The 17,427-nt window shown below is 38.3% G+C and carries 12 protein-coding genes; 6 read left to right on the top strand and 6 right to left on the bottom strand.

The genetic code is table 11. The annotated features are described in order from the left end of the window. Positions 1-69: 69 nt before the first annotated feature. Entirely contained in the window at positions 70-4,401 is a 4,332-nt protein-coding gene (dnaE, locus tag KFE94_16085) for a DNA polymerase III subunit alpha (protein ID UTW66151.1), read from the bottom strand. 194 nt (positions 4,402-4,595) lie between these two features. On the opposite strand from dnaE, the gene KFE94_16080 reads away from it, so the two are divergent. From KFE94_16080 to KFE94_16070, 3 genes are all read left to right on the top strand, one after another. Continuing rightward, on the top strand, positions 4,596-5,882 hold the full coding sequence (locus KFE94_16080; protein UTW66150.1) for a deoxyribodipyrimidine photo-lyase: 1,287 nt from the start codon (positions 4,596-4,598) through the stop codon (positions 5,880-5,882). A 123-nt stretch (positions 5,883-6,005) separates the two neighbouring features. After that, positions 6,006-6,374 (top strand): DoxX family membrane protein, encoded by a 369-nt coding sequence (locus KFE94_16075; protein UTW66149.1) that lies wholly within the window; start codon positions 6,006-6,008, stop codon positions 6,372-6,374. A 166-nt stretch (positions 6,375-6,540) separates the two neighbouring features. Further along, positions 6,541-7,995 (top strand): hypothetical protein, encoded by a 1,455-nt coding sequence (locus tag KFE94_16070; protein UTW66148.1) that lies wholly within the window; start codon positions 6,541-6,543, stop codon positions 7,993-7,995. A gap of 644 nt (positions 7,996-8,639) precedes the next feature. Here the strand turns inward: KFE94_16070 and KFE94_16065 are convergent. After that, positions 8,640-9,572, bottom strand: a complete 933-nt coding sequence (locus KFE94_16065; GenBank protein ID UTW66147.1) for a tryptophan 2,3-dioxygenase — start codon at positions 9,570-9,572, stop codon at positions 8,640-8,642. A 175-nt stretch (positions 9,573-9,747) separates the two neighbouring features. Between KFE94_16065 and KFE94_16060 the strand changes: the two genes are divergently transcribed. Together KFE94_16060 and KFE94_16055 are read left to right on the top strand one after the other, a co-directional pair. Next, positions 9,748-11,082 (top strand): MATE family efflux transporter, encoded by a 1,335-nt coding sequence (locus KFE94_16060; protein ID UTW66146.1) that lies wholly within the window; start codon positions 9,748-9,750, stop codon positions 11,080-11,082. Between the two features lie 205 nt (positions 11,083-11,287). Next, the gene (locus KFE94_16055) at positions 11,288-11,950 is read left to right on the top strand and encodes a hypothetical protein (protein ID UTW66145.1); all 663 of its coding nucleotides are present in this window, start codon (positions 11,288-11,290) and stop codon (positions 11,948-11,950) included. Between the two features lie 62 nt (positions 11,951-12,012). Here KFE94_16055 and KFE94_16050 read toward each other — a convergent pair whose 3' ends face one another. The 3 genes from KFE94_16050 to KFE94_16040 form a co-directional block, all read right to left on the bottom strand. Continuing rightward, a complete protein-coding gene (locus tag KFE94_16050; GenBank protein ID UTW68300.1) occupies positions 12,013-12,693 on the bottom strand; it encodes a DUF4918 family protein in 681 nt (226 codons plus the stop codon). A 45-nt stretch (positions 12,694-12,738) separates the two neighbouring features. Next, a complete protein-coding gene (locus KFE94_16045; GenBank protein UTW66144.1) occupies positions 12,739-13,242 on the bottom strand; it encodes a DUF1572 family protein in 504 nt (167 codons plus the stop codon). Between the two features lie 682 nt (positions 13,243-13,924). Further along, positions 13,925-15,178 carry a glycosyltransferase family 1 protein gene (locus KFE94_16040; GenBank protein UTW66143.1) on the bottom strand — a complete coding sequence of 418 codons (1,254 nt, stop codon included), beginning with the start codon at positions 15,176-15,178 and terminating at the stop codon, positions 13,925-13,927. Between the two features lie 115 nt (positions 15,179-15,293). On the opposite strand from KFE94_16040, the gene KFE94_16035 reads away from it, so the two are divergent. Beyond that, positions 15,294-16,199, top strand: a complete 906-nt coding sequence (locus tag KFE94_16035) for a lysophospholipid acyltransferase family protein (GenBank protein UTW66142.1) — start codon at positions 15,294-15,296, stop codon at positions 16,197-16,199. Between the two features lie 168 nt (positions 16,200-16,367). On the opposite strand, the gene KFE94_16030 is transcribed toward KFE94_16035, so the two are convergent. Beyond that, positions 16,368-17,369 (bottom strand): hypothetical protein, encoded by a 1,002-nt coding sequence (locus KFE94_16030; protein UTW66141.1) that lies wholly within the window; start codon positions 17,367-17,369, stop codon positions 16,368-16,370. Positions 17,370-17,427: the final 58 nt, after the last annotated feature.

Genomic DNA, 17,427 nt, shown 5'->3' with positions numbered 1-17,427 from the left:
ACCCTGAACGAATATACTATTTAAAAATCAAAATCCAACATCCCTACTTAAAAGACTAATTCACAAATATTAAGCCTTACTTTTACTTAAGGTATATTCAATATAAGGTAAGGTACTCAACTCTTTCATAAATGTATTGTTCGGATCAATCCTAAATTGACGTACTGCAGCACTTATACTGATTTCCTTGCCTTCATTCTGTGTAACAAACTGCAAATTAATTTGCGTATTTCCCGGATGATCTGCAAACAATACCTCAATATCATCAAGAAGTGTGGTATTTAAACCAGCCATATCAACCCTGATATTTAGATGTTTTGCAAACTTCTCACGTACCTCATTTAAAAATTCCATTTGGGTAATTTTTAAACGTGGCTCTCCATCCGGAATCCAACTTGGCACATTGAATTTTGCTTGAAAAAACAGATATAAATTTTGATGAAAGAAATCCTTAAATTTCAAGTAATCCTCCTTGAACAAACGTACATCCATCGAACCGGTATAATCCGAAATCGTTAAAATTCCCCAGGGATTTCCATTCTTAGCGACCATATGACGGAATCCGGTTACCATTCCTCCAAACTTCAATTCAGGCCCCACAAGACTTCTATCAGGGTTTTGCATTTTATCTACGGTAACATTACAGAAGTTATCGATATCGACTTTATAATCATCCAATGGATGCCCAGATATATATACACCTACTACCTCTTTCTCACGATTGAATTTCTCCAGAATCATCCATTCTTCTGCCGGAGGAATCACAGGTTCCGGAAGTGAAATTTCCGAACTCTCGCCAAATAACGATACTTGTGCGGAATTCGCATTTTCCTGGTGTCTGGCACCAAACTTCACAACAGTTTCCAAAAACGTACGTCCCTTAGGATCCACGGCAAAGAATTGTTCTCTACGCACGCCCATAGAATCAAACGCCCCGCCTAAAACCAATGTTTCGATGGACTTTCTATTTACGGAACGGAGCTCGACCCTTTTTACCAGATCAAAAACGGATGTATAATTACCATTCTCTTCCCTTTCTCGAATTAAAGATTGTACCGCACTGGTTCCAATACCTTTCATTGCCGCCAAACCAAAACGAATTTCTCCTTTCTGGTTTACAGTAAACTTTTGTTCGGATTCATTTACATCTGGCCCCAATACCACAATTCCCATACGTTTACATTCCTCCATAAACTCCGTTACTTTGGTAATGTCATTCAGGTTGTGTGTCAGCACCGATGCCATATATGCTGCAGGGTAATTGGCTTTTAGGTAAGCTGTTTGGAACGCTACTACAGAATAACATGTAGAGTGCGATTTGTTAAATGCATAGGCTGCAAATGCTTCCCAGTCTTTCCAAACCTTACCTGCTTTATCTTTATCATGACCTCTCTCCTCACATCCTGCAATAAACTTAGGACGTAATTGATCAATAATATCTTTCTTCTTCTTTCCCATTGCCTTACGCAATGAATCGGCTTCACCTTTGGTAAAACCTGCCAGCTTCTGAGACAAAAGCATTACTTGCTCCTGGTAGACCGTAATTCCATAGGTCTCTCCCAGCAAGTCTTCCATATCGTCCAAATCGTAAACAATCTCCTCTTCTCCATGTTTACGGGCAATAAAGTTTGGGATATATTCCAAAGGTCCCGGACGATACAATGCATTCATCGCAATCAAATCATCAAACTTATCAGGTTTTAGATTGATTAGATGCTTCTGCATTCCAGGCGACTCAAACTGGAACAGCCCCTTGGTTTGTCCACTTTGAAAAAGCTCATATGTGGTTTCATCATCCAGTGGAATTTCGTCCGGATCGATTTTCACATCGTGTCTCCGTTCCGCAATTTCAATAGCATCCTTAATAATACTCAACGTTTTTAATCCCAGGAAGTCCATTTTCAACAACCCTGCAGATTCCACCACCGAGTTATCAAATTGTGTGACCCACAAATCAGAATCTTTAGCAACCGCTACCGGAACGTGCTCTGTAATATCACTTGGCGTAATAATTACCCCACAGGCGTGAATTCCTGTATTCCGCATGGAACCTTCTAAAGTTCGTGCTTTATTTAAAGCTGCGGCTCTATCATTGTTGTCCTGAGAAATCTTTTTCAATTCCTCAGCCATGGCCAGATCTTCTGCGCGTAACTTGGCTTTCAGGTCTTTTTCGCTTAATCCGAAAATCTTCTTTAATGACATTCCGAATGGAACCAACTTCGCAATCTGATCAGAATCTGCCAATGGTAAATCCAAAACACGGGATACATCTCGAATACTGGATTTAGCTGCCATGGAACCATATGTGATAATTTGTGCCACCTGATTGGCTCCATATTTATCTACCACATAATCGATCACACGTTGACGCCCCTCATCATCAAAATCGATATCAATATCGGGCATGGATACCCTTTCCGGATTCAGGAAACGCTCAAAAAGCAGATCATACTTAATTGGATCCACATTGGTAATTCCAATACAATATGCTACGGCTGAACCTGCAGCCGATCCCCTTCCCGGCCCTACCGATACGCCCATATTTCGGGCTTCGGTAGTGAAATCCTGTACAATCAGGAAATAACCCGGATATCCTGTTTTTTCAATCACCGACAATTCAAAATCCAAACGTTCGCGAATATCATCCGTAATTTCATCATAACGCTTTTCAGCTCCTACATAGGTCAAATGTCTTAAGAATGCATTCTCCCCATTTTTGGTTCCGTTGATTTCATCATTAGGGTCCACAAACTCTTCCGGGATATCAAACGCGGGTAACAGTACGTCACGGGCCAATTCAAACCCGGTACACTTACGCCCCATTTCTGCAGCCGTTTCAATCGCTTCCGGTAAATCCTTAAAGCGCTCCAACATTTCTTGCGGAGATTTCAGGTACCATTCGTCATTTGGGAAACCAAAACGGAATTCTCTTCCTTTCTTCCCTAAAAATGTCTTTGGTGTAGAAACCAGTTTGTTGTCTTTGACACAAAGCAATACATCCAATGCATCGGCACCGGATTTAGTTGGATAATACACATTGTTAGAAGCAAAATATTTGACATTGTATTTCTTCGCAAATCGCAGTAAAGTCTCGTTCACCACATCTTCTTCTTCCAGGCCGTGACGGGTCAACTCTACATAGAAATCATCTCCAAATAGGTTATGCCACCATTGGAATGCTTCTTCTGCTTCTTTTTCACCTACATTCAGAATCAAACTCGGAATCTCTGCCCAAAGTCCACCCGTGGTGGCCATGATTTCTTCATGGTATTGTTCTATGATTGGTTTGCTTACTCTAGGCACATAATACTTTCCTTCCGTGTAGGACACCGAAGATATTTTGGCCAGATTATGATATCCTTTTTTATTCTTCGCAATTAGTACCTGCTGGTATCCATTGTCTTTTACCGTATGGTTCGTATGGTCTTTACACACATAAATATCGGTACCTACAATAGGTTTGATTCCGGCTTTATTACATGCATTCACAAATGCAAAAGCACCCATCATATTTCCTACATCGGTAATTCCCAAAGCATTCATTCCAATTTCTTTAGCTCTGGAAACATAATCAGCGGGCTGACCCACCGCTTCCAAAATGGAAAATTGGGTATGCACATGGAAATGGACAAAGTCATTTAAGTCCTCCTCAGAAACCGTTCTAGTTGCAACACCTACATCCTTACTGGTATCCGTTTCTACTTCTTCCTCATCTGCATCCAGTGGTTTGTATGGTTCAATATTTAAACCAATTAACTCAAATGGTTGCGGGTTTTTGGCTTTGAAGTTTTGAATAAAAGCTTCTTCTTTTCCTAATCGTTGTCCGGTAATAACTCCGATACGAATCAACTCCAAAAATGCACGTGTAGTCGCCTCCACATCGGCACTTGCATTATGCGCTTCATCAAATCCGGTTTGGAATAACTTCACATAAAGCTCTGTCAGTGTAGGCCATTTAAATTTACCTCCACGCCCCCCGGGAATCGCACAATACTCTGTCGCTTCATCCTTCGTATCAATGGTAGCCATTTCAGTCAATGGTGAGTCTATCTCTTTTCTGAGATACTCACAACCTGCAATATTGATATCAAACTCAATATTGTGTCCAATAACGAATTCTGCCTTGCCTAGTGCTTCGTTAAACTCATTCAACACATAATCCAGAGGCATCCCTTCTTTCTGGGCACGCTCCGTGGAAATTCCATGGATCTTCTGTGAAGCAAATGGAATATTATACCCTTCCGGTTTTACGATAAAGTTTTTTACTTCAACCAGCTCCCCATTTTCATCATGAATCTGCCAGGCCAATTGAACCATCCTGGGCCAATTGTCAAAGTCAGTTAAAGGCGCATTCCAATCTCTTGGCAACCCGGTTGTCTCGGTATCGTAAATTAAAAACATTTGCTAATCAGAAAATTAAATGATGTTGAACCTCATTTTTGGAAGGTTACAAATTAGGGATTTGAGTTGAATTTAAAGAAGAGAAATATGCTTCTATGAAAAAAAGTTTTGCACAAAAAATTCCTTCCAGATTCAGCCAATAATAGACGGGATTTTACTAATTTCATCTTTCATTTCACACAAAACCTAGCGCATTGAATAAGAAGAAAGTATCCATTTTTTGGTTTAGAAGAGACCTTAGACTACATGATAACACCGGGCTGATCCAGGCTTTGAAAGAAAAACATCCGGTATTGCTTCTGTTTATTTTTGATCAAAATATTTTGGATGAGCTTCCTAAAGATGATGCGCGTGTTGGCTTTATTCATAGCCAACTTGATGAGATCCATAAAAAATTGGCGCCTCATTCCGGCATTTTAATTCACCACGGTACTCCTGTTGAGATCTGGAATAAACTACTGGCTGAATACGATATTCAATCCGTACATGCGAATCGGGATTATGAACCTTATGCCCGAAAAAGGGATACACAAATTAAACATTTGTTACATCAGCATTCGATCCCGTTTCATAAACATAAAGATCAGGTCATTTTCGAGAAGAGTGAGATCGTAAAACCAAATGGAATGCCCTATACGGTTTACACTCCTTATAAAAATAAGTGGCGACAGGTATTCCAATCTTTGCATTTTCCAAAGCAAGATGCACCTTTCAACAACTTGATAGAAATTGAAACTGAATTCCCTTCTCTGGCTTCTATAGGTTTTGAAAAAAACACTCAAAAGGTAAACGATTTCAAGCTGGAGCATCTGGATGATTATGCGGCCACAAGAGATATTCCTTCTATTCAAGGCACCAGTGACCTCAGTCCTCATTTACGCTTTGGTACAGTGAGTATCCGTGAAATAGTTCTGAAAGTCCGAGACAATGAAACATTTTTAAACGAACTGATTTGGCGCGAATTCTTTATGCAAATTTTATTTCATTTTCCACAAGTAATGAAAGAAAATTTTAAACCCAAATACAATAGTATTCCGTGGCGAAACAATCAATCTGAATTTGAAAAATGGTGTAATGGACAAACCGGGTACCCTATGGTGGATGCCGGTATGCGCCAGTTAAATGCTACCGGCTATATGCATAATCGGGTACGCATGATCACCGCTGGTTTTTTATGTAAGCATTTATTGATTCACTGGTCCTGGGGTGAAGCCTATTTTGCTCAAAAACTATTGGATTACGACCTGTCAGCCAACAACGGCAACTGGCAATGGTCGGCAGGAACCGGATGTGATGCCGCACCTTATTTTAGAGTATTTAACCCTACAGAACAATTGAAGAAATTCGATCCGGATTTGAAGTACATCCAAAAATGGATTCCGGAATTTGGGACCGATGCTTATCCTACTCCAATGGTCGATCATGCTTTTGCCCGAAAAAGAGCTTTGGAAACCTATAAATCTGGAATTCAGGAAGGTTAGAAAACACCGGTTTAATTTGGATGATTCTCTATCTTAACATCTTGTTCATAAGTCACACATCCCCTATTTCATTTTAAATGAATAAGATATGTAACTTTAGAACCAATCAAAATCCAAATTATTATGAAAAAAGTAGAAATGATCGTCCGAATCCTCCTCGGACTGATGTTAGTGGTCTTTGGCCTCAACAAATTCTTACAATTTATGCCTATGCCTCCTCCTGAGGGAGATGTATTAACGGCATTTTCAGGATTAATGGCAATGGGAATTATGCCTGTAGTTGGCGTAATCGAAGTGGTTGGTGGCTTATTACTATTAATCAATAAACAAACTGGTGTCGCATTATTTTTCTTAGCTCCTGTAGGGTTTTGTGCCTTTTGGTTCCATGTTATTTTAGATCCTGCAGGAATCGGTGGAGCAGCTTTCTTTTTACTCGCTACCATTTTCTTAATGTACAATAGGAAAGAAAAGTTTATGGCTTTGATGGATTAAGTGCATCTCATATCTCATTTTATAAAAGGGGCTTTTTAAGCCTCTTTTTTATTTCATAGATCTGACTAAACTCCGTTTTCTTATAAAAGCGTTAAATACACTTTGAGCCGTCACCATTCGAATTTTAGATGCGTCCTGATGCAAACATTAATTCGATATAATCAATATGAAAAAATTTACGTACCTATTATTAGGCTGCGCCTTGATGGCCTATTCATGCTCAAAACCTACCGATTACTTACAACAATGTTGGGAAAAACAAGGACTCACTCTCGAACAGAAAAACATCCGTTTTACCTTCAAAGAAAAAATGCACATGCTGCATCATAGCATGACGCCCTGGTTAAAATCTCCATATGAAATAAATGGGCGAATTGAACTCAATAGTAAAACATTCGTAAAAACAGACTCTATTGATTTCAGAGGGCGTAACTTTAACTCTATTACCCAATTCGTGAGTGATACTTTATCCTATCTGGATTATGGTGCTGATTCTGCTTCTGATGTCACCGAAGAATTGGTTTTGGAACATATGCAACATAATCCCGGATATATACCATTTCAGTTACTTCAATATTATATCCACCACCCCCAGGAAGTTACATTTACTGAAAATGACTCTTTCGCGATTTATACTTTAAATTTATACGCGTCTATTTCAAATATCCATATCAAAAAAAGTGATCTCCTAATAGATAAAGTCACGTTCTTAACGCATCATAAGCTTTATGGAGATGTGGTAACCACATATGCATATAGCGATTACCAAACGATAGAAAATATCGCAATCGCTCAACAAATAGAAATTTCCAGAATCAATGGGAAAATTCAGGATCAGGTGACTTTGGATGAGATTCAATTTACATCCGGTATTACACCTCCTCTTTCCCTGCCTCTTAAATATGAAATTCAAAAAGCTGAAGCTACTGCGGATGAAGCCACCATTACACATTACAACGATCGGATTCATTTTATTGATTTAAAAGATGCGGATAATAGAACGTTAGTCGTTGAATTTGATGATTTCTTATGTCTGGCTAAAGCCCCTTTAAATAGTGAAAACGGAGAACTCATCATTTCAAAAGCGCAAGAAATTGCCCCGAATAAACCGATCAAATATTTTATAGTAGGGCATCATCATCCGCACTCTATTGGTGGTATTCGTCCTTTTGTGAATACCGGAGCTGAGATTATTTGTACTTCTGAAAATGTAGATTATCTACAATTTATCATTGATGCCCCAAGAACTTTACATCCGGATCAATTGCAGCAAAGTCAAAAAACAGGACAATACAGAATCGTTGAGGATAGTATCCATATTTCGGATGGTTCCTATGAAATTCAAATCTTTAAGATCGGAGAGATTTCCGCACATACCAGTGATTTTATGGTGTATTATTTCCCTCAGGAGCATCTTCTTTTTCAGGATGATTTGACATGGATGGCCAAAGATCAACCGATTCGAAAAGCCGGAAAACGCCAGGAGGGTTTATATCAGGCTATTGTGGATCGCAAATTGGAAGTGGATACCATTTTTCAGTCCTGGCCTATTGTAGGTCGTAATGTGAAGAGTATTATTCCTTTTGAGGAATTGGAGTATTCTGTTCGAATGACTGAATAAAGGTTGTAATTGCGTATTTAATGTTTTACAATAAAACTTTATTGTGTGAGAATCGGCCTTAGGAAGTTTTGGTAGAAAGCTCGATGAATGTAGTGTCATCGAACCCATGTTTGAGCTCAGACATCGACTTGAAAAGTCGCTCATGTCGTTTGCGAGTTTGGGTGAGATAACGAAATGAAGGCGTTAGCTTTCAACAAAGCTTTCTTCAGCCTTGAACTTTTTAAGCACATCTTTTAAGTTTTGATTTGTGTGCTTTTCCTTCATTCCATTCCGGTTGATTCTTTTTGTCGGACGCTGAGCGTCTTGTGCTGAGCTTGTCGAAGTAAGTCGAAGTGTCAAGCCAAAAAGAATAGAATAACTACTGAATTATTTGATCAACTTCACCTTAATTTTATGGTAGTTATTTTATTGTCCTTTTTTTGCTTGCTCCAAAAAAAGAACGAAAAAAAGAGCACTTTTTGGAAGGTGGTTCGCAAGCGACCATGGTTCCATTTGCTCTTCATGCTATGGTCTCTCCGAGACCGCAATTCCGAGCATGGAACATTACCACTGCCCAAAAAGATCATGATATAAAAATAGACACCGATAGATCCACAAACAAAAAAGGGAGGCTTTGGCCTCCCTTTTTAAATATTCTATAATGACTACTCAATCACTTTGTACCCATCCAAATTGGTAATTCCCCAATTCTCAATCTCTTCATCAGACCACAATCCCGGGAAGAAAATACGCTTCTGATATCTTGGATGCATATATTTCTGCCAATGGCTTCCTCCGGTAGCTTCACTATCTCCCAGATACTTTTTCGCTGCATTTAAATGGTGCATCACCCAATCCACATTTACGGTATGATCGTAATGACGCATCGCATTGATCAATTCTTTATTTTCCTGATCTTCTTTTGGTAATGACTTAAACTTCGTCCATAAATTCAAGGTATTATAATCCTTCATGAACGTGATAAACTCTTCGAAATACTTGTCTTCAAAATTGAGTAATAATTTACTCTTCTTCCCTGTTGCATAATCCTTACCCGCAGCCTGCCAATACAAGTGATCATACGCATGCTCGAATGGAGTATTTCTATCGATTGTAGCTCTAAAACGGTTATCAATCAAATTGATCAATTCCGTAGAAGCAAACTCAATTTTACGATACTGTGCACTTTGGAATCCACTAGCAGGAGTTAACGTATCTCTAAACTTCATATACTGCTCCGGTTCCATTCCCTCGCCCATAATATCAAACGAATTTGATAACAAATCAAAATAACGACTGATACGACCTAAATGCATGGTAAACTTTTGAGTAGAAATCGGATCAGCTTTAGATACCTGCTCAATTTCCCATAAGATCATTTTAAAAATCAACTCATTGATTTGATGATACATAATAAACACCATTTCATCCGGAAGTTGAGTTCTTTGGGTTTGTAATCCCAATAAAGCATCTACCTGAATAAAATCCCAATACTTCATCGGTTCAGCGTATAGTAATCCAGATAAATGTACATCCGGATCTTGTCCCATTGCCTTATATTTCTTGTCAATCGCGTCTAAAAGTTCTTCTCTGGTCATATCTCTCAATTTGAATTCGCAATATAAAAATGTTGATTCTAAATTCTGAGAGCTAAAAGGCACTTTTAAACTGATTTTTGTCAGGTTATTATAAAATTCCGTAATACTAATATCTTGTTATTATTTCTTTTTTATTCTCATTTATCTCATTAGAAAAAGCACTTTTGCGCCACTCATGAATTCTTTAAACACCTCATATAAAAACATTCTTAAAATTACAGCTCCGTTGGTTATTGCCGGAATTGCGATGAACCTGGTAGGTGTGATAGATATTATGTTGGTGACCGGACTGGGTGAAGCCGAAGTAGGCGGAACCGGGAACGGGCAGATTTTATATGCCCTGCTTTTTGTAATCGGGATGGGGTTTACTTCTGGAATTCAAATCATTATCGGACGTAGAAATGGCGCACATGATTATAAAGCCATAGGGAGTTTATTCTATCAGGGCATCTATTTTACAGTCCTCTTTGCCAGCTTATTATTCATTTTTATTCAGTTGGCCATCCCTCCTATTTTGCAATCTATTTTTGACTCTGAAAATGTGGTGCATTTTGCCACCGTGTACATGAAAATGCGTGGCTGGGGAATTTTATTTACGTTGACCAACTTACTGTTTATCGCATTTTTTGTAGGGACAACCAAGACCAAAATTCTGGGGTATTTCACTCCATTTATTTCCTTACTCAACATTGTGTTGGATGTGGCATTGATCAATGGTTACGGGCCCTTTCCGCAAATGGGTGTCCAAGGGGCTGCGCTGGCTTCGGTGATTTCTGAAGCGAGTGGCACATTGCTTTTTATCGTATACACTTTAAAGTTTGTAGACTTAGAGAAATACAACCTCAATAAATTCATTTCATTTCACTGGGAACAAACCAAAACCATACTAGAAGTGGCCAATCCAATTATGGTACAAAACGCTATTTCAATTGGCGCCTGGTTCAGCTTTTTTGTGATTGTGGAAAACCTGGGCGAACGTGCTCTAGCCATCTCTCAAATCATCCGTGGAATCTACATTTTTGTAATGGTTCCGGTATTCTCCCTGGCCGATGCCACCAATACTTTTGTGAGTAACCTGATGGGCGAAAAGAACTTCGAAAAAATCATTCCTCTGATCGTTCGCACTACGGTTTTAGGTCTGGGAATCAATGTATTATTCTTCGTGAGTATTAACTTATTTCCGGAATTTACCATTGGACTTTTTAGTACGGATGCGGAAATCATTTCGGACTCTCTCAGTACCTTGAGATTGACCACTTTCTCTATGTTTACATTTACCATGTCGTTTATGCCTTTCCGTGCGGTTTCAGGAACCGGAAATACACGTACAGCATTGTTTATTGAAGTCATGGGCGTGGGACTTTACCTCATCTACGCATATTATGTGGCTGTGGTATCTCAAATGGAACTTCATATGGTATGGAGCAGTGAGTTTGTATACTTTGGGGTCATGTTTGTCTTATCCTGGTATTATTTGAAGAAAGGAAATTGGGCGGCTAAAGAAATTTAAAATTTGTTTAGTCCCTTCAAAACCCAATTATAATCTGGATTCCCGAAGAATCACAAATATTATTTTTAAAGTTTTTAGAACCCTCTAACAATATTCTTTCGTAAAATGTGTTTTACTGACATTCCAACTTAAAACATCACTAAAAACAATTTATGGCATAGACTTACTTTTTTACTCATCTAAAATTCAAATAATTAAGTAATCTATGAAAGCAATTTTGTCCTCCCTGGCCATCCTACTCATTTTCATTTCTTCATGTAAAAAAGATGAAGAGATTATTTGCCCTCCCACCCCAGCTCCAAAAAACTATATGCCACTAGCTATTGGGAATTATTGGGTTTATAATACATATCGAATAGATACAAATGGAGTTGAAACAAAATTACCTCCTCATGATAGTCTGGTGATTACAAAAGACACCATGATCAACAATGAAACCTACTATGTGGTAGAAGGTACATTTCACCCATTTCAAAACCAATGGGGCATTTACCGAATCATCAAAAATGATCATGGTAATATCATTTCCCACCTGGGTGATACCATATTACCTGCAACTGATTATACGGCCACCTTTAGAGAACATTACGAAATCATAGGGAATAATGATACCTTATATCATCGGGTTTTCCAAACAGTTGATCCGCCCTATGAGGTAACCGTACCAGCCGGAACATTTTCCGTATTGGATTACCGCGGGACCTACACGACTTACGCGAATATTCCTAATGTTCCCAACCCAAGATATGTACATAATTACTATGCGGATAACGTAGGAAAAGTGAAACAAACGTATCACTACATATCTAGCTATCAGACATTTGAAATTCGTCTCGTAGACTATTCAGTAATAATAGCTGTGGATTAATAACAAGATTTAAACGCTCATAATCTCCGAAGGAGGGTAATCTGGAAACGGATTATCCTCTTTTACTTTATGGCTTCATTGATGGTCTGAATCATCTGATCCAGAATATCATCTTTACGTTTCAGATTGTATTGCATAATCCAACGTGGATGCGGTAAGGCAATGATTTGGTCAAACCATTTATGTTCTTTGTTTAACTGCAACAAGATTTTATGATTTTGTCCTTTGCCAATCGTAAATGCCACGTCTCTTCTGCCCCATTGTTCTACCTGATGATTCATTTGTTCGACCATCCACGGAGTGAGTTCTTTTTGTAAATCGGCAATATCGTAATAGTTTAAATTCTTACCGTCTTTTAGAAACCCTAACGGAGAAACATTGGTAAAAAAGAAATTGTTGTAAAACGATTCTACACCTCCCAATGCGTCAATCATTTCATAAATAAAGATGGCGGAGAGTTCTTTTCGTTTTTGAAAGGAATTGGAAATTCCCAATAAACCTTCCAATACTGTGGGATCGGTAAATGGTAATCCGGTGACTCCGGCTCCAAATCTACCCGGGTTAATGGCAATCATAAAAGCACGCTTTCCGGAATCATTGTAAAAACGATGGTAAAATACTTCGCAAATAGCCTGCACCTCTGCTTTGTTAAATGGGTTCATCACTTCTACTCCAGGAGTTTGAAGGCTTTCTAACGCTAAATGATTGTAAAAATCTAAAATCTTTTCCCCGGTATTTTTCATAGCGCCAAATCTCCATAAACGCTTGAAATTCTCCAAAGATTTCTTTTATTCATTCTTGATATTCAAATCCAAATCGGCATAGAATCCTAAATCCATATTTCGGAGTAGTTTGGTTTGCAATGCAATTTGTCCCGTATGGTAGGAATAATGTTCTACCACATGAATGATGTTGCCTACTCCGGTAAAGTTAAATCCCTGTACGGAGCGTTCTTTTAAGAGTTCTTCTTCACTTAATTGTTGAATGATTTCGGATGCTTTAGTAGCTGTGTTTTTGATCTTTTGAATAAGTTCTTCGTTAGAAAGTTGTTCTTTGGTTTCGAACTCTAAATCCCGAACCCGTTCGTCTTTTTGGTTTCCGAGTGAGGATTGAATGTATTGGGTGATGTTACCGCATAAGTGCAGGATTAAATGACCTATGCTGTTGGTATGATCATTGAAATTATACCATACTTGTTCGTTTGTGAGGAGGTTCACGCATTTTTCTATGCGTTCGGTGCTTTCGCTCATTCTAAATATGGATTGGGATTTTATTTCGGTTTTTAGATTCATTATGGGAGATTGTTTTTTGTAAAAGTAATCTGTTTTAGATTGTCCTTTTTTTGCTTGCCCCAAAAAAAGAACGAAAAAAAGGGCACTTTTTGGAAGGTGGTTCGCAAGCGACCATGGTTCCATTTGCTCTTCATGCTATGGTCTCTCGAGACCGCAATTCCGAGCATGGAACATTACCACTGCCCAAAAAGACCAAGAAATAATACATTATTTGAGGATGTAATGTATTACAATAAAACATTCTTGTATAAGAATCGGCCTTAGGAAGTTTTGGTAGAAAGCTCGATGAATGTAGTGTCATCGAACCCATGTTTGAGCTCAGACATCGACTTGAAAAGTCGTTTATGTCGTTTGCGAGTTTGGGTGAGATAACGAAATGAAGAATTAGCTTTCAACAAAGCTTTCTTCAGCCTTGAACTTTTTGGTCCTTTTTGGTTCAAGCCAAAAAGGACATAATAAATTTAGAGTATGTTGTCATATTAAAACACTTATTTTCTTTATGTCCTTTTTTTGTATGCCCAAAAAAAGAACGAAAAAAAGGGCACTTTTTGGAAGGTGGTTCGCAAGCGACCATGGTTCCATTTGCTTTTCATGCTATGGTCTCTTCGAGACCGCAATTCCAAGCAATGGAACATTACCACTGCCCAAAAAGATTCTTTCGCAGAAAATCACTTTCTAGATGTTATCCTTCAATAAAATCAATAATTTGTTCTTTAAAATCCTCCGCATTCATTTCAGCGGCTAATTTTTCTGATTGTGCTTTGTATTTAGAATCCGTAAAAAGCGCTTTGATTTTCGGTTTTAAATTGCCTTCCGTGATTTTATCCATCGCAATTCCTTTAGGCCCTACTCCTACTTTGGTATAAATGTTATTCCAGATGTATTGATCCAGAATATGCGGAACAATCATCGTAGCGCAACCATGCTTCACTGCCAAATGCGAGGTTCCCGATCCTCCGTGATGCACTACTGCATACATTTTAGGTAATACCCATTCGTATGGGATTTGCGTTACAAAATAAAACTGGTCTTGATCATATTCCTCCGGAATCACTAATCCCCCGGCAGCAACATTGATTAATGCCGGGATTTTGAGTTCGGTGAGGATTTTTAAAATGAGTGCCGTTTTGACTTTCGGTTCAGAGTTGGTCATACTTCCGAATGTGACCAGCATGATTTTATCGTGCGATGCCAAAAACTTTTCCAATCCCGCATCTGGTTCCCAATTGTAAGTAACGGGGCGTTCGTGATAACCCAATACTTTTACCTGCTCGGGCCAATACGGTTGTTCTTTAAAGAATACACGCGATAGCGTATATACCATCTTTTTTTGTGTCAACACCTCCCGTACTTGTCGGGCGGAAATCCCTGCGGCTTTGCGAATTTCTTTGGTGGAACTGATGATATTTTGTGCCAAAAAGTAATTGATCAGTTTATAGGTCAGTTTATTTAAAAACGGCCCATAGTCTCCATTAAAACCAATATGTCCGTGGTCTTTCACATAATGAATCAAATACGGAATGGGACTGATATTGATGGCTTTTCCGGGATGCATAATTTCCCACGCCACGGCATACGTAGCTTTGGCACTATATAAAATCCGATCGGGTTGGAGCGACTCCGCCAGCTCATGTTGTTGCTGCATCATATAGGCATTGATCCCTACCGATTTTTGATAAACCCGGATATAGGCACCCAACTTGGCAAACAGTGATCCTTTACCTCCCATTACCATTTTTCCATCATGACTATTGATCAGTTCCAGAAAATCAGGAGTGAGTCCTTCAAAAGCCAGATTTGAATTGGCCGCCAGATCTCTAAACTGCTCGGGAAACTGACACGTCACTTCATGACCGCGATTTTGAAGCATTTCGCCCAAAGCCAAAAATGGTTCTACATCTCCTCTGGTGCCGATGGCTGCTAATAGAATTTTCATATCCGTATGGGTTTGTGCTTTCAAAGGTGCGTAATATGCTATAACTGCACAAATATTTTGCTACTGCAAACCTGCGCTTTTTGTTACATTTGCAGCGTTTTAAACCAATCTTTCTATGCATATAGGTGTTGCAGTCACTAAAGCTTTTTCCAGACTTCCGTGGTCCGTTTTATATGGCATTTCCACATTTATGTATTGGGTATTTTTTAAAGGCATTGGTTACCGTAAAAAGGTAGTTTGGAACAACCTGAAAAATTCGTTTCCTGAAAAGTCTGATCAGGAAATTCAGCAGATTTCAAATCAGTTTTTCCGCTTTTTGGCCGATATGTTTATGGAATCGATCAAAGCCATTACAATGCCCGAAAAGGATTGGCAAAAAGGCTTTCAAACCAGTAATGTAGACCTGCCCAACTCTTATTTTGACAAAGGACAATCTATTGTGACCGTGCTGGGGCACTATGGCAACTGGGAATATTTGGTAACTGCGTATTCTCGTGATACCAAACATACCGTACTGGGGGTATATAAACCATTAAGCAATCCGCATTTTGAAAAACTACTGGCTTCCTACCGTACGCGCTACGGAATGGTATTGGTGCCTTTGTATGATGCGTATGAAATCATACAGGAGTATATAGACCGTGGAGAAAAAATTGCGATTATGCTTATTGGGGATCAAACCCCTGCGGCCGATCGTGGCTACTGGATGAATTTCCTGAACCAGGATACTCCGGTGTTTAGAGGGGCCGAGAAATTGGCACGACAATATGATTTTCCGGTCCTATTTGCTAAGCTGGACCGTACGCAACGCGGACAATACCAAATGGGTTTTGAAACCATTTTTGAAAAGCCACGCGAAACCAAGGAAGGCGAGATTACCGAGTTTCATACCAAAAAACTGGAAGAGCAAATTATAGCCAAACCACACCTATGGTTGTGGTCGCATAAACGCTGGAAACACCAACGCCCTGCCGATACTCCGGCCAGGTTTATTTCGAAAAGGTTTCCAGGGAAGGTTTGATGGGTTAAGTTGTTTTTTAGTGATCCGATTGCCATCCGTCAGTAGACAGATTAATGTCGTTTTTCTAATCAGCTTTACTGATTGAAAAACTATAATATGTCAATTTGATGGTGGAACTAGGTATAAACAGAATAAGCAATTAATTATACACTTTGTTGATCAACGTTATTATTTTATTACATATTCAAAACTTAAACCGTTTTTGTTTTCTTTAGCTAACTTTTGAATTGTTGCTATGAGCATTGATTCAGCTGTCAATATAATATCATTCAGTTCAGAATTGAAATTTTCATAACTATCAATAGCATCATCAATATGAAAGTAACTTGGAAAGTTTTTACTTCCGTGTATGAATGATGATCTAAAATCATACATTTTTGACAAACGCTTTTTAAATTCTCCTATTTCTCCTAAGAATAGTTGACCTTTTTCTTTTATTTGTTGGGCAATACCTTCTTTACCCTTCACATATATTGCCTCTATACCAACCATCGTCCAAAACAATTTATTTATTTCATCTGATTCTTCATAAAGATATGAGAATGCGTTAAAGGCTCTACTTAAACTAGTAGAGCTTAATTCATCTACATCTATTGGATTTACTAATTCTATAAACCAATTCCACGTTTTTTGAATACACAAATTCTCAAATTTCGGCCATTTTTTTTCATAAGAATAATCGAATAACTCGGTAGTATATAAATTCATTTTTTTTAGTCGTTTATACCCACCTTCATAATCTAAAAATCCTATACCAAAATGAAATCCACCAACTCTGCATATATTTAGTATCATTAGAAAATCATAGAAGCGTTTTTCAACTTTATAAGATAAAATTTCTTTTTTAAAGTAATCATTTGAATTGATTCCATATTCTTTTTCTAAATCCTCAAAATACTGCTTATTATAAGTAACCCTAATTTTAAATTGATAAAATGTTTCTTCTCTAATGTATTTGCGATTTATCCCCCAAAGAGTCTTTAAGTTGGCTGGTATTTTATCTAATTCTTTGACTTCCATTACTGAAGTTAGTGTTTCTCCCACATTTAGCTCTATTGGCTTTAGTTTTTTCAGATCTCTTTGAGACTTTACGAATTCTTTTTTAAGGTTTTCGCTATCTCGATTCAGAGGTTTAATAAAAGATTGAAATATTGTTATTGTCGTTCTCAAACCATAATATTTACAATGTGTTTGTATATGAGTTGTTACTTGGTTTAAGCATCTAATT

It is taken from the genome of bacterium SCSIO 12643, assembly GCA_024398135.1.
Taxonomy (GTDB): Bacteria; Bacteroidota; Bacteroidia; order Flavobacteriales_G; family Salibacteraceae; genus CAJXZP01.
This window is presented reverse-complemented; position numbering and strand designations above follow the sequence as displayed.